The 14,344-nt window shown below is 37.1% G+C and carries 9 protein-coding genes; 4 read left to right on the top strand and 5 right to left on the bottom strand.

Translation table 11 applies throughout. The features are described 5' to 3' along the window. The first annotated feature begins 138 nt into the window (after positions 1 to 138). Positions 139 to 1,614, top strand: coding sequence for a hypothetical protein (locus tag MWJ95_RS21975; RefSeq protein WP_249107241.1), 1,476 nt, complete (start codon positions 139 to 141; stop codon positions 1,612 to 1,614). A 90-nt stretch (positions 1,615 to 1,704) separates the two neighbouring features. Here the strand turns inward: MWJ95_RS21975 and MWJ95_RS21980 are convergent, their stop codons facing one another. Further along, complete coding sequence (locus MWJ95_RS21980) at positions 1,705 to 2,889, bottom strand: CaiB/BaiF CoA transferase family protein (RefSeq protein ID WP_249076012.1); 1,185 nt, start codon at positions 2,887 to 2,889, stop codon at positions 1,705 to 1,707. 747 nt (positions 2,890 to 3,636) lie between these two features. After that, positions 3,637 to 4,548 carry a CAP domain-containing protein gene (locus MWJ95_RS21985; protein ID WP_249107242.1) on the bottom strand — a complete coding sequence of 304 codons (912 nt, stop codon included), beginning with the start codon at positions 4,546 to 4,548 and terminating at the stop codon, positions 3,637 to 3,639. Between the two features lie 434 nt (positions 4,549 to 4,982). Between MWJ95_RS21985 and MWJ95_RS21990 the strand changes: the two genes are divergently transcribed. From MWJ95_RS21990 to MWJ95_RS22000, 3 genes are all read left to right on the top strand, one after another. Beyond that, positions 4,983 to 6,551 carry a sensor domain-containing diguanylate cyclase gene (locus tag MWJ95_RS21990; protein WP_249107243.1) on the top strand — a complete coding sequence of 523 codons (1,569 nt, stop codon included), beginning with the start codon at positions 4,983 to 4,985 and terminating at the stop codon, positions 6,549 to 6,551. A 495-nt stretch (positions 6,552 to 7,046) separates the two neighbouring features. Next, the gene (locus MWJ95_RS21995) at positions 7,047 to 7,187 is read left to right on the top strand and encodes a hypothetical protein (protein ID WP_249107244.1); all 141 of its coding nucleotides are present in this window, start codon (positions 7,047 to 7,049) and stop codon (positions 7,185 to 7,187) included. 151 nt (positions 7,188 to 7,338) lie between these two features. Next, the gene (locus MWJ95_RS22000) at positions 7,339 to 11,583 is read left to right on the top strand and encodes an S-layer homology domain-containing protein (protein WP_249107245.1); all 4,245 of its coding nucleotides are present in this window, start codon (positions 7,339 to 7,341) and stop codon (positions 11,581 to 11,583) included. A 171-nt stretch (positions 11,584 to 11,754) separates the two neighbouring features. Here MWJ95_RS22000 and MWJ95_RS22005 read toward each other — a convergent pair whose 3' ends face one another. From MWJ95_RS22005 to MWJ95_RS22015, 3 genes are read right to left on the bottom strand one after another with little or no spacing between them, the layout of a single operon-like run. Then, entirely contained in the window at positions 11,755 to 13,149 is a 1,395-nt protein-coding gene (locus MWJ95_RS22005) for a nucleoside recognition domain-containing protein (protein ID WP_481817366.1), read from the bottom strand. Continuing rightward, a complete protein-coding gene (locus MWJ95_RS22010; protein ID WP_249107247.1) occupies positions 13,121 to 13,846 on the bottom strand; it encodes a FeoB small GTPase domain-containing protein in 726 nt (241 codons plus the stop codon). Before MWJ95_RS22010 ends, MWJ95_RS22005 begins: the two co-directional genes overlap by 29 nt. Next, positions 13,843 to 14,097 carry a FeoA family protein gene (locus MWJ95_RS22015; protein ID WP_249076029.1) on the bottom strand — a complete coding sequence of 85 codons (255 nt, stop codon included), beginning with the start codon at positions 14,095 to 14,097 and terminating at the stop codon, positions 13,843 to 13,845. Before MWJ95_RS22015 ends, MWJ95_RS22010 begins: the two co-directional genes overlap by 4 nt. Positions 14,098 to 14,344: the final 247 nt, after the last annotated feature.

Genomic DNA, 14,344 nt, shown 5'->3' on the forward strand with positions numbered 1-14,344 from the left:
TATTTTGTTCTATGCAGATCACGATTTCTTTAGCATATGTTGGATAAGATTTGTTATATTGAAGAAAGAGTGTTAAAAGAATTTTACGTGATAGGGGAAGATCTTTGTTGGTTGAATTTGATAGGGGGCTCCATTTGCATGCTGTTGGATTGTGATGAGCGGTTATACATGACATATAAACAAAATGGTGAAAAGGGTGCTGAAAAATTACTTTCAAAATGGTTAGAGGCAGAGATTGACTCACCGGTAGACCCGAAAATTCTAGGTACTGCACTTTCACCAAATTTATTTTTAGTGAATGAGGAAACAGCGATGAATATTGCGTTTTCAACTGCGCGAAAATATTGGGGTCGTGTAACGACAGAAATGCAAACTTTTTTTAACAAGCATGGTTTGGAAGCTAAATTTGTCAATGAACGTCTCAATGCTTTTTTTTATACGCAAAAAGGCAAGGAGACCTTTTTTGAGCAGCTTTTTGCACAGCATACAATGGACTTAGAAAGATTAATCTGGCTAATTTTTGGGAAAAGAATGCAAGTGACAATGCCAGTGAACGAACTACAAACTATATTTTTATATAAATTTGAAAATGAATATTTTGTGCATATGATTTATAAAGAAGAAGACCTTTTTTGGCATTGGCTTTTCCTGAAAAAGGTTTATTCACTGTTTATCCACAAACCATTAGAACAATTCACATTTATCCATGAAATGATGGAGCATGTTGAGAAATCCACAAAAAAAACTTGTGTATATGTGGATAACTTTGTTGATAATTATAGAAAAACTATGGATAAGTGTATAACTTATGTGGATAATCATAATTCTACTTGTATAGCAAAAAAGCAGTTACATCTTTATCAAATTGTAACGCACTATCGCTTATCAGAAGGGGATTATCGATGCGTGAAAGCTTTTATTACTTCCTTTGAAGCGGATTGGCGTTATTCAATGTATGCATTGACAGAGAAAGAAAAAGTTCTGATTGCCTATCTGCAGTTTCATATAGCACATCAAGAACAGAAGCATGAAACTGTTATTCACTACGGTGAGTATTTATTAGAGGATGAACGACTTAATAATTACGCGATAGAGATTTTGTTGGAATATAAGGATTTATTGCCGAATCGTAAACCAACGCCTCCTGCCCTTATTAAAAATTATGAACTTAATTTTTTAGAAAACTTGTATGCAGTATTGCTGGACCATTATGTAAAAATGGGACGTTATCAAGAGGGGCTTCTGCTTTTAAAGGAGCATGTACTAGCCTCCAATAAAAAAATACACGCCACTTTAGTGCAGCGTAACTATAGCAATGAGCAATTTATTGCGATTGAGGCATCAGTTCAGCAGGATATTGCTCTCCATGTTAATAATTCATTACAGCATATCGGCTTATCTGTGGACGAATGGCGGCGACATTATCGTCAACTAGAAACGCCCTACTATTGGGTAGCACAGAGCGCATCCTTGCATATGCTCAATATTTTAAAAGTTTTATTTGTGACGGAGCAGTATGAGCTGTTTGAAAAACTAATGGAAATTTATAAAAAGTATTTACTCATTGACGATCATTTCGAAAAGCTACGAGTCTTTATAAGTGCGTATGTTTAATTACTATCAGCGGATTAGAAATAAAAAAAGTGTCTAATGTATGATAAATACAGCATTAGACACTCTTTTTATTTGTGCAGTGGACCTATATTATTCTAAAACCCCTTTGTCCTTTAAGTCTGCGATTTGCTCGACGCTATAGCCAAGTGAAGATAATACTTCATCATTATGCTCTCCAAGCTTGGCACCGACATGCTTGTACTGTGGCTTAACACCATCAAACTTGAAAGCAGATGCAATTTGTTTTTGCGTAGTACCGTCGCTTTTGGGAATATCCACAATCATATCACGAGCCTTCAGCTGAGGATGCTCGCATGCCTCTGGAAATGTTAAAACTGGTTCGACACATCCCTCGAAATCCTCGTTAAATACTTCAAGCCATTCTTCGTAAGTCTTCGATAAGAACGCATCATGAACAGCTTCTTTAAAACGAATTTGTGTATAGTAGGAATCATTAAACGTATTATCAATGAGCTCAGGAATATCAAGCGCTTCACAGAGTAATCTCCGGAATTGAGGTTCAAGACTTCCTACCGAGAAAAATCGGCCATCCTTTGTTTTGTAAAAGTCATAATAGCTACCACCATTTAAAATTTCCTGCTCGGGCTGAGGAACACGGCCACCGCCAATATAGGCAGATCCATACATAGCATTGAGTGAAAATACAGCATCGGTCATACTTATATCAATATATTGCCCTTCACCTGTTTTTTCACGATGTAAAGCAGCTGCGAGTACGCCAATTGCTGAATGCATCGTGCCCCCAGCAATATCTGCTAGCTGAATACCCATTGAGACAGGTTTTTTATCTTTATGGCGTGAGTAATCAAGTATGCCAGCTAATGATAAATAGTTATTGTCATGTCCTGGCCGATTGCTATATGGTCCAGTTTGTCCATAGCCTGTAATAGCACAATAAATAACTTTAGGATTTATTTCTTTTAGCGCTTCATAGCCAATGCCAAGTCGTTGCATGACACCGGGTCGAAATCCTTCGATAATGATGTCGTACTCTTTAACAAGTGACTTAACAATTTCTATAGCTTCAGGCGATTTTAAATTTAATGTTAATGATTTTTTAGAACGGTTCAAATGTTGATGAATATATGCCTCATGGTCATCGTCGTAAGGAGGCATAATACGTGTTAAATCTACGCGTTTTGATGATTCAACGTGAATAACCTCAGCGCCTAGATCAGCAAATATCATTGTCGCCATTGGACCCGGTAGTAATGCAGAAAAATCGAGAATTTTTAACCCCTTTAAAATACCCAAATCTCCCAACCCCTTTTTGTGTAGGCTACATTGTATTTAAGAATGCATTGTAGCGCTTTTCTCATAATCCCCATTTTGTGAAAAGCATTTATTCACACTGTATTACTACAGATAGAATGTAAATTATCAGTATTATAACAGAAGAATTGATGGCTTGACTATGTTAAATTTTATTATAAAATAATTAGTCAAAAAATTATATGTCAGAATAACAAAAAAAGTAAAAAAATTTAGAATATAGAATTCCGCACATAACAAAGGGGTGATTTCCGTTCCGACTGTCTACGCTCCTTTAATGCTAATTCCATTGGGGCTATGACCCTACTATTGTTTTCCGAAGCATTCCGCTCGCTTTCCGCGGGCGAGCGCCGAGCCTCCTCCTACGCTTCGCTTCGTGCGGGGTCTCGTCTGTCTCGCTTTCCCGCAGGAGTCGAGCGATGCTTCTCCAAACAACGCAATGTATCATACTATTATTTTAGTCACGCTTTTAAAAGGATTAATGTGCAGGTGGTGCCCCTGATGATTTGAAATCAAGAAACTCTTAATTTAAGTCCATGCATGGCGATCTACGTATATTAAAGCTAAAATAGAGACAGAAATAAGGCACTTCCTGTTCGAAATTGAACAAGAAGCGCCTTATTTTTATCTGAAAAAGGTGCACTATTATAAAAGCGTAAATTTTTCAGTGCCCTTCATTTCTGCATAGAGATATTTGTATATATATTGTTAATCAACTTCAACGTTCAACTATATAGAATAAAAGTTAACCGTATAATAGGGTGCACCGTTATCTTTAAAGCAAATACCAACAAAGACATGTGTAAACTCTTTCCTTAAAATATTTATACGATGTCCTTTTGAATTCATCAGTGCTTCATGAGCAAATATACTATTGTGCTGACCTTGTGCTATATTTTCGCCATACCAATAGTGATTAACTCCACCAGCAGTGAGGCGGTCGTTGGAATGATTTCCTTTATGATCTTCGTGACTAAAAAATTGATGTGTGATCATATTGCTACTATGCTGCCGCGCAATAGGATTAGATCCTTTGTCATAAATGAGTGGCTGTAAACCTTCTATTACTCGCTCATGGTTAATAAGGTCAACCATTAAATCTTCAAGCCCTGTTCGTAGTTCGTTGGAAGGCTTACCATAATAGCCACGTTTACTTAATTCTGTTTTGGCATGAATCCAAACAATAGAACGAACAATATTGTTTTTGTGTAAATCATAGAAAAAAGTAACATAGTGACCATCAATGAAATAGGTCCCATGTGTAGTGTTACCTTCACAATCATTGTAATCGAGCAAATAGCTTGTATGCTCATAGTGAATGGAACTAAGCGGAAGACCGTATTTTCTATTTACATCTATTCGATTAGCACTGATACGAATACCAAATACGCTATGCCCAGTACGCGTTTCATATCCTCCAACCTCATCAGAATTATGTCTTCCTACGAGGGAAAATTGGGAGTAGTCTGTTTCTAATCGATGCCATTTCATTTTATAGTCACTTTGGAAGCTGTATAGTGATAAAGATTTTTGTGACTTTGTTACATTCAAACGAGCTGACTTATTTAGGTGGAAAGAAGTATTTGTCCATAGAGCCATACTAAAACCAACCATTATTGGAGCTACTTTACGTAACGACATATTAAAACCCTCTTTAAAATAAATTTATAATAAAAATCTATCGAAATACTAAAAGTTTTATAGATATAAATTACTATATTTTTGTTCGGTTAACGATGCTAAAATTATGGAACTTTCCCTACTATATGGCTTCTGAAGGGATGATATCTGTTAAATGTGTGCCAATAAGTTGATTGGAGTGGAGGCTGGGCGACTCCTGAAAGCTCTGCTCTGCGTGAAAGCAAAGCGGCAGCTACAAAGCGCTCAGCAGGAACGGAAATCAACCCACGTTATGATAGCGGGCCTACTATTTACTTTTGTAATAAGAGGGTCTTGAGAATTACTATTTTTACAAATACTTTTCACTCAATATAAGAAATTTTCTTAATAAGGAATTTTTTTGTGCTTTAATAGAATAATAGAGGAAATTATAAACTAGGGGTAAAAGATAGAAAATGAAATCAAAACAGATAAAGTTAAAGTATTTAATCATGGGAGTTGCGATAGCTGCTTTTATCTTAACAGGTATCGGTAGTATTTGGAGTGGTTACCGAATGAATGTTGACTCGATTAAAGAGAATACGCTTGAAACGAATCGAGTCTATGCACAAAAATTAGCAACAACTGCTAGTTCCTATCTTGAAGAATCTTTTCAAATTTTAGGATATAGCGCTGGTACGATAAAAACGAAAATGCATGATAGCAATGCTTTGAATCAGGAAACTGAGCGTTTGAAAATGCAAAATGACATGTTTAATTCTGTCCTGATCACAAATGCAGAAGGTCGTGTATTATCTATTTCACCACCATCTGAAGAGGTACAAGGTGCAGTGTTAACATCTGCTGGAGCAAAGGAGGCTTTATCTAAAAAGAAGCCTCTTGTCTCAAAGCCTTATAAGGGAATAACGGGGAGGCTCCTTATTTTTATATCGTATCCTATATTTTCAGAGACAAATGAATATTTAGGAATGGTAGCTGGGACAATTTATTTAAAGGAACGAAATGTTTTTAATGAATTACTCGGAGAGCATTATTATCATGATGGATCATATGTATATGTAGTTGATTCGGATGGGCGTGTTATTTATCATCAGGACCCAAGTCGCGTTAATGATATCGTTATTGATAATAAAGTTGTCCAAGCAGTAGTTTCTGGAAAAAGCGGGGCTTTTCAAGTAGTGAATACTAAAGGAGTTGAAATGCTTGCTGGTTTTAGTACCGTACCTTTAACGGGTTGGGGAGTAGTGGCTCAAAGGCCGATAGATGTAGCATTAGCCCCTTCATTTGATAGAGTACAGGAAGTTGCTATAAAATCCATTCCGATTATGCTAATTTCAATTTTAATTGTCCTTTGGGCGGCAGCGCGTATTGCAAATCCCTTACAGCAATTAGCTACTTTAACAGAGGAAAGCATGGAATCGAAAAATGTAGAAGGCTTGAAAGCTGTACGTAGTTGGTATTTTGAAGCGCATTATCTTAAAAGCGCTCTCGTTCGGAGTTTAACATTTTTACAGGGACAGGTGTCCTTTTTTAAAGATCAATCTACAACAGACCCGTTAACAGGTCTAACTAATCGTCGCACAATGGATGCGATGCTAGCGGAATGGCTCGATAATGAGTCGCCACATGCCCTCATTTTGCTTGATTTAGATCATTTTAAAAGTGTTAATGATACGTATGGTCATGCAGTAGGTGATAAAGTGTTACAATTTTTAGCCTACAATATGAAAGCCGTTGCTCGTGAGGGAGATGTTTGCTGTCGCTACGGAGGGGAGGAATTTGTGCTGTTATTGCCGGCTACTACGGCTGAGGAAGCGGCACAGGTGGCCGAGCAACTGCGCGATATTTTAGCACATACTGTAAGTCCCTGTGATCGCCCGGTTACATTATCAGCAGGTGTGGCAGTGTATCCACAAATGGCCGACACGACAGAAAAGTTATTTGAAGTTGCGGATAGTGCATTGTATCTTGCAAAACAAGCCGGACGGAATCGAGTCATAGTTGGAGAGCAAGAAAATAAATAAAAAAATGTTTAAAATAAGTGTACATTTCTAAATTTTGGGGTACATGATTAATGCAACGATCATTTGGGCAAGCTATTTTTAAGTCATCCCCTATATGACTTAAAAAGGATGTTTAAAATGATACGTAAACTCGGGACACATCTCTTGATCGACTTGACAAGATGTAAGGTTATCCCCCTTTCCCTTATGACATCGCAAGTACATCTAGATGTATGCCTATATATCGTCAAAAGCCAAGTGAGCACCGATGCGCCTTGGCTTTTTTTTATGTTAAAGGGAAAAGAAATCGAAAAAAGATAAGGGATTGGTTAGTAATGAGATTTGGATGGCTGAAAGTGTACAGTGTCTAAGATGGTTTTTTGATTCATCACAAAGGTTGAAACAAAACGTATGCCATTGTATAAGTTGATTGGAGTGGAGACTGGGCGCCTCCTCGGGGATTAGCGATATAGAGGAACGAAGGCTAAAAGCATCACGTCCTGTGATAACGCCTTCGTGAGCAACGCGAGTGAAGATGCTCATCGGACGCCCCCAGGAAGCTTTGCTCTGTGCGAAAGCGAAGCGACAGCAACAACAACAACAACAACAACAACAACAAAGCGCCCAGTCGGAACGGAGATCAACCTCACGTTATGATGGGGAACCTTTTTTGCTAATTATTATTAACAACTTTCTTCCATTAATTTAGATTTATCTATGAAGGTTCACTATCAACCTGTCGATATAAAGGGTATGAGGAAAATGATATTTTGAACGTATCAAATACATAGATGGAAGGAAGAGTGGGATGGATAAAACAAAAGTCCAAAAGGTGAACAAAGCACTCATAGCAACTGTTTTTGCTACTAGTGGGATTGCTGCTGTAGTGCCACCACAAACGGCAGCTGCAGCTACTTCACCATTTAAGGATATTAACCAATATTCAAGCCATTACGACAATATTTTAAAGTTATACTCTCAAGGTGCAATTAGTGGGTATCCAGATAATACTTTTCGACCATATCAAAATGTAACACGTGGTCAGGCAGCAAAAATGTTAGCGACCGTTTTAAACTTAGATTTAAAAAATGTTCAAGATCCATATTTTAAAGATGTCCCAAAAAGCAGTGAGTATTACAAGTATATAGCTGCATTACAAAACGCAGGAATCATGTCTGGATATTCAAACGGAACATTTATGCCTAATGAAGTGATGACACGTGGGCAATTAGCAAAAATTTTAGCGCTCGGCTTTAAATTTGAGGTAGCATCTAATTACAACCATAGTTTCAAAGATGTAACTAGCCAAACAAGCAACGCGATCTATATTCAAACGTTAGTAGATTTAAAAATTACAGAAGGAACAACACCTGTCACTTTCTCACCGTATAATCCCGTAACACGTGGACAAATGTCATCTTTTATTGTGCGTTCACAAGAGAAAAAGAACAACGCCACATCTTTCAAGATTACAGGTGTTGAAGACGATATTGTCTACATAAATGCTGAACCATATTCAGTACCGGAAAGTCTCTCGCATATTTTTAACGAAGATAATGCACCGGTATTAAAAGGTGCACTTATTGAAGGGAATCTTTCAGGAAAAACGATTCGCTCTGTTTCGAAGCTCACATTGAATGCTAGTGGGACAAAATCTAGATTTCTAGAGTTTGATGGTAATCATGGATCCTTTGGAGCGACAATCGTTGTCAATGGGAACTATATTGAATTTTCCAATGTTACATTGACTGGCACAATGCTTGTCAACGAAACAGTTCGTCCACCTTTACAATTAGGCTACTATCAGCCAATTTCGTTTGGCCGTATTGCAAGTACTAATACTGGATTTATCAACTGGTCTAATCCAGATAATCCAAATAGTGAAGGCTCATCAAATAACGGTTCGACAACAGATCTTCAAGATTGGGCAGATCAGAATTCCGACAAGAATCCTGATAAAAATAAGCCATTTGAGAACTGGTCTAAAGATAAAGTGACGATGAAAAATGTTGAAAAACATATTGAATTTTATAACAGCACTGTTTCGCGCCTCATTGTCTCTCAAAGTGGTACAAAAATCGAAACAAATACGAAGCTGCCACGTGTAGACATCATCGGGAATGTCCGTGAATTTGAGATTCAAGGAAATATCGGCACATTGAACCTTGATACAGAAACAAAGCTGACAATTTACGGAACTGGCAATATCGACTGGATTAACTACAATAGCTATACAGATTTAGAGCTGTATATCGATGGCCGAGTAGGCACTCTGTATGTTGATAATGTATATGGTTGGGTTGATCTTGGAGATTACACATATGTTGATAAAGTTATTATGCCGAAGGACGAGTCGCCGAATAATATCTTCGACGACTTCCTAGAGGATAAAGATAATATCGGCAATATAGTAGATGAAGATGGTAAACCAGTCGATAAAGACGATATTGATAATCAAAAACCAGCAGATAAAACAAAACCGTTAATCGACATTACGAATGTAACAGTTTTAAATGGTAGTGATATTCAGGTAGACTTCACTTCAGATAAAGTTGGAACTTACTATTATATTGTTCGAGAAAAAGACGCTGATGCACCGACGAAAAAAGAAATGGTCAATCGCATTTCTACTGACAATGTGGCAAGTGGAACAGGCGCAGCAGTAAATGGCAAAAACACTTTTAAAGTCACTAACTTAGGTGAGAAAAAAGAATATGTCATTTACGTGATGGTCGTTGATGGAGCGAAAAATGTTTCGGATATTAAATCGCAATCATTCCAAATGAAAGATGCAACACCGCCAGTCGTTAAAGATTTAAAAGTAAACCCTTTACATGGCGGAAAACGTGCAGAGTTTACATTTACAGCAAGTGAGCCAGGCGACTATTACTACTATGTCCGTAAAAAGACAACTGCAGCTGATCCAACAACTGCAGATATTGTTGCTAAACCAACAGGTAAGGGCAAGGCAGTTGCAGGTAAACTTGGGATTACTGAAATGTTAACAGGTTTAGAGGCTGAAACGGAATACCAATTGTATGTAGTAATGAAGGATGCTTCAGGTAATTATTCAAAAGATCCTGCAGCAGTGAAGGAATTTAAAACGAAGGAACTTGATAATATTCCACCATATATAGTTGGTGGGGAATTATATAAATTGGACGAGGTTAAAAACGAATTTTATGTAACGGTGAGCGAAGAGTTAGATCCTGCTTCTGCTGAAAACGTGGAAAACTATGAACTTACAGGTACAGGAATTATCAATATTGGTTTACAAAAACCAATTCGACCAGAAAAAGTTGTCTATAATAAGTCTCAAAAAAGATTAATCTTCACTATCCCTTCATTAACAGGCTTTGTTAATGGAGATAACTTAGTTGTAACTATATCTCCAAAAGTAAAAGACTTAGCCGATAATGAATTCGAAAATATTAATAATATTCAGCCTAATAGTGTTCCAAGAAATACGGCTGAATATATTCATAAAGATGGTGAGTGGCCATACTTAACAATTATAGGAGATCCAGCGATTAACGCGGCAAAAGATCAGACGCTTATTGAATTTAATGCAACAAAAGCAGGTACGTATCATTATTTGATTATGGAGTCAGACTTAAATCTAACACGTGATGATCGTCTACGTTTAATTGAAGCTGTTCAATTGAATTCGGAAACCTTTAAGGTTGGCACAAAAGATATAAAAATCATCGGTAGTGGTGGTAATAAACCTGCTCAATTAGGAAAGCAAAAGGTTACAATTCCACTACCGAATGCAACACCACCATTAGACCCATTTAAGAGCTATTCGATTTATATGGTATTACGAGATCGATCAGGAAATGTATCTGACATCCAAACTAAGCATGTTATTGATGATCAGACGCCACCAAAAATTGGAAATACATCAATTAAAATAGCTAAGGATGACAAGAATGGGACTTTTAGATTCATGTCGGATGAAGGTGGAACGTATCACTACATTTTGAGAAAAGAAGGCGATCCAACACCGCCTCCAAAAGATGCAACTGAGGTTATTGCTAAAGGAATAGCGAGCAATATGCGAAAAGATATAAATGAAATTAACTTTTCTTTGGAACCTCATCAAAAATACGAGCTTTATGTTGCTGTGAAAGATAATTATGGTAACACAACGATGCTACAGGATGGAACAGAATCTAAGGTTTATACATTTGACGAAAAACAAAGTAAACCAATAACCCTCACTCCTGGTGGCGATGGAACTGGTGTTATGAAATATACGTTCTTCTCTGATGGAACACCACCAAAGGTAGAAGATCCAATCTTTAAACGTATTGATGGTAAAACATTTGAAGTAACATTTTCAGAGGCTATTGATCTAAAAGATTCTGATTTTAAATTAGTAGAACGAGGTACAAATACTGCTATTTCTCCATCCTATGTTTCATGGAATTGGGAAGATACTACAGGTAAGAAGGATTGGGAACCTCGTAAGCTAATCATCAAGTTTAATGATGAAGTAAAACAAAGCTTTGATATTACTGTAAATGCTTCAGTTACAGATAATGGTGGCTGGAGATTTAGTAAGCAAACAGCAGAATACCAATATCCAACAAAAGTGAATACAATTACTTCGGCGACATTATTACCTGATACACAGTTCCCAAGCAATCTAAATATTTCCAAGCAGGTTGAAGTTGTTGCAAACTTAAATGCGGATATTACATGGGATCAGCAATATTATTGGGCAGTACTTTCTGAGGGATATGATTTAACACTAGAAAATGTACAAGAAATTATAACGAGAGCAGATAACAATAATTTCACGTATATCCCTGGAGGGGCAATAGTTTCTTATAATAAAGGGAAGATTACAGCACCTTCTGATGCAAGTTCCGCAAAAACATTTACAGCTAACCAAACAGGAAATGATCCTGCTAGCACTAATGTCTTCCAAAAGGATCAAAGAATTTATCTATTCACAAAAGATAAGTATGGAAACATTGTTTATGCGAAAGAATCAACAGCTCCAACAGCACCAAACTATGTCTTAATCAAACCTAGAACTCAATAAGTATTTATTAAGCAATAGGTATTACTAGAGTGCCAGACTCATTAGAATCTTAATAAATCAATACACACGATTAAAAAGTCTAAGATTGGTATTACTACAATCTTAGACTTTTTCTTTTCTGATAAAATAAATGTGTTTAGATTTAAAGTAATAACGGAGGTATCCCTCACATCAAACCCAACCAAACGCGCGAGCAATTGTCGCCGTTAGCCATGTCACACCAATCGCAATAACAGTTGGAATTAAAAACGACATAAACGTCCACTTCGGACTTTTTGTTTCTTTATAAATATTGACTAAAGTCGTTCCGCACGGGAAGTGTAGCAGGGAGAATAACATCATATTTAAAGCTGTTAGCCAAGTCCAACCTTGGTCGATAAACACTTGTTTTAGCTTCGATAAATCCTCGATTTCCAGCATAGCGCCTTGCGATAAATACGCCATGATCAGGATAGGGATGACAATTTCATTGGCTGGTAGCCCAAGAATAAATGCAGCCAAAATAAAGCCATCCATACCAAGAGCGTGACCAAACGGCTCTAAAAAGTTAATAAAATGCATTAGAATACTTGTGTCACCAACGTAAATATTAGCGAATACCCAAGTTAAAATTGAGGCAGGCGCAGCTACGATAACTGCTCTTTTTAATACATACCATGCTTTATCAATACTTGCTCTTAAAATTGTATTCCAGAACTTTGGTTTTCGGAATGGTGGAAGCTCTAATGTGTAATGAGTTGGTACACCCTTTAAAGCTGTTTTAGAAAGAACCCATGACACAGTTAATGTCACAACGACGCCCAACATAACAAATCCTATTAAAATGGCTGATGTGACGAGGGTACTTGTTGCACCTGAAAAACCAGTTACCATAAATAAGGATGCTAATAAAATAAGTGTTGGCCATCTCCCGTTACAAGGGACAAAATTGTTTGTTAAAATGGCTAACATTCGTTCACGAGGAGATTCTATAATTCTCGTAGACATGATAGCAGCCGCATTACAGCCAAAGCCCATTGCCATTGTTAATGATTGTTTCCCGTGTCCACCAGCTCGTTTGAATAAACGGTCCATATTAAAGGCTACTCGAGGTAGGTAACCGTAGTTTTCTAATAGAGCGAACATAGGGAAGAATATAGCCATTGGCGGTAGCATAACACTAATAACCCAACCGGTACCTCTAAATAGTCCAAGAATTAAAATACCGTGTAGCCATTCTGGTGCGTGCATTGCTTCAAAAAGAATGGTTAGCTTCCCCTCTAGGTAGCCAAATAAGTTTGCTAACATATCAGATGGTAAGTTTGCGCCAGCAATAGTAATATAAAAGACAGCCCCTAGCAAGATAAGCATAATAGGGAATCCCAAAATACGGGATGTGAAAATTTCATCTAATTTATCAGATCGGTACATTGCAGGCTGCTGCGATACTACCTTTTTACATAAAGATTTGCTTTTAGTATAAATATCACTAACGATTTCATCTCGAATATCCTCATTCGAAACTTCGTTCACTTCAGCTAAAATAGCCTTAAGTGAATTATGATTTAACACTGACTGGGACTCCATTCGTTCTCACCTCGTGCTGTTTATTATTCTTATGATTTTGCAGTTTTAAGATCAATTCCTCATCACCGTCAAGTAAGCGAAGGGCAACCCATCTTGATGGGTATTTTTCATCAAAATAACCTTCTAATTTCAATTGTATCTTTGTAATGGCTTCCTCTATTTCTTTCGAGTATTTCATGCGATACGGAGTTGTCACAATTGACCCATTCACCAGCTGATTTAATGTATCCAACAGCCGATTAATACCTTTTTTATTTCTTGCAGATATTTTTACGACTGGGACTCCTAGCTCGCGGGCTAATCTCCTGTCATCAATGCGAATACCTTTTTTCTCAGATTCATCGATTAAATTGATACAAATGATGACGTTATTAGTCATTTCTAAAACTTGGAGCGCAAGATTTAAATTTCTCTCTAATGATGTTGCATCAAGCACAACGATCGTTGCATCTGGTTGGTCAAAAACAATATAATCTCTGGCAACTTCTTCATCGGCTGAATTGGAAAATAGAGAATAGGTTCCTGGTAAATCCACGAGTACATATTGCTCTCCTTTGTGTTCAAAAGATCCTTCTGCATGAACAACCGTTTTCCCTGGCCAGTTTCCAGTATGCTGCCTCAATCCTGTTAATGTATTAAACAATGTGCTTTTCCCCGTGTTTGGGTTTCCTGCTAAAGCGATTCTATTTATTTTCATTTTGTATTCCCCCTAACAATTTCGCCTAGAATCATTGAGCTTTCTTCATGACGTAATGCAATCGTCGTATTGCTTACACGATAAGCAACGGGATCTCCTAAAGGACTTTTACGAAGAACAGAGATTTCTGCTTCTTTTACAAAGCCTAAATCCAATAATCTTCTTCTTAAGGGACCCTTAATGTTTATTTCTTTTATTAAAAAGCAATCTCCAAACGAGCATTCAGACAGAGGTTTTAATGTTTTTTCCATACGCATTTTTTATTCCTTTCTATAATAATATTTCCCGAATCTCATAATGTTTCTCTAAGGAAACTTTATTAATGATTATGCCTGTTTTATGACAAATGTCAATGGTTTTCTGAAATTTTTTAAAAAAACTCAATAAAAAAGCAAACTGTAGAAGGGAACAATGGCACATTGCTTTATTAGATGTTGGACGGATATGTTGGGAAAGGGAGCTGAGCGAAGTTGTTGATGTAATGATTGAAAAGGCCCT

Source organism: Lysinibacillus sp. Bpr_S20 (assembly GCF_023337835.1).
Taxonomy (GTDB): domain Bacteria; phylum Bacillota; class Bacilli; order Bacillales_A; family Planococcaceae; genus Lysinibacillus.

Excerpts from the sequence above, each read along its gene's own strand:
- MWJ95_RS22010 (WP_249107247.1), bottom strand. The coding sequence starts at position 13,846 with ATGAAAATAAATAGAATCGCTTTAGCAGGAAACCCAAACACGGGGAAA.
- MWJ95_RS22000 (WP_249107245.1), top strand. The coding sequence starts at position 7,339 with ATGGATAAAACAAAAGTCCAAAAGGTGAACAAAGCACTCATAGCAACT.
- MWJ95_RS22005 (WP_481817366.1), bottom strand. The coding sequence starts at position 13,149 with ATGGAGTCCCAGTCAGTGTTAAATCATAATTCACTTAAGGCTATTTTA.
- MWJ95_RS21985 (WP_249107242.1), bottom strand. The coding sequence starts at position 4,548 with ATGTCGTTACGTAAAGTAGCTCCAATAATGGTTGGTTTTAGTATGGCT.
- MWJ95_RS21990 (WP_249107243.1), top strand. The coding sequence starts at position 4,983 with ATGAAATCAAAACAGATAAAGTTAAAGTATTTAATCATGGGAGTTGCG.
- MWJ95_RS22015 (WP_249076029.1), bottom strand. The coding sequence starts at position 14,097 with ATGGAAAAAACATTAAAACCTCTGTCTGAATGCTCGTTTGGAGATTGC.
- MWJ95_RS21975 (WP_249107241.1), top strand. The coding sequence starts at position 139 with ATGCTGTTGGATTGTGATGAGCGGTTATACATGACATATAAACAAAAT.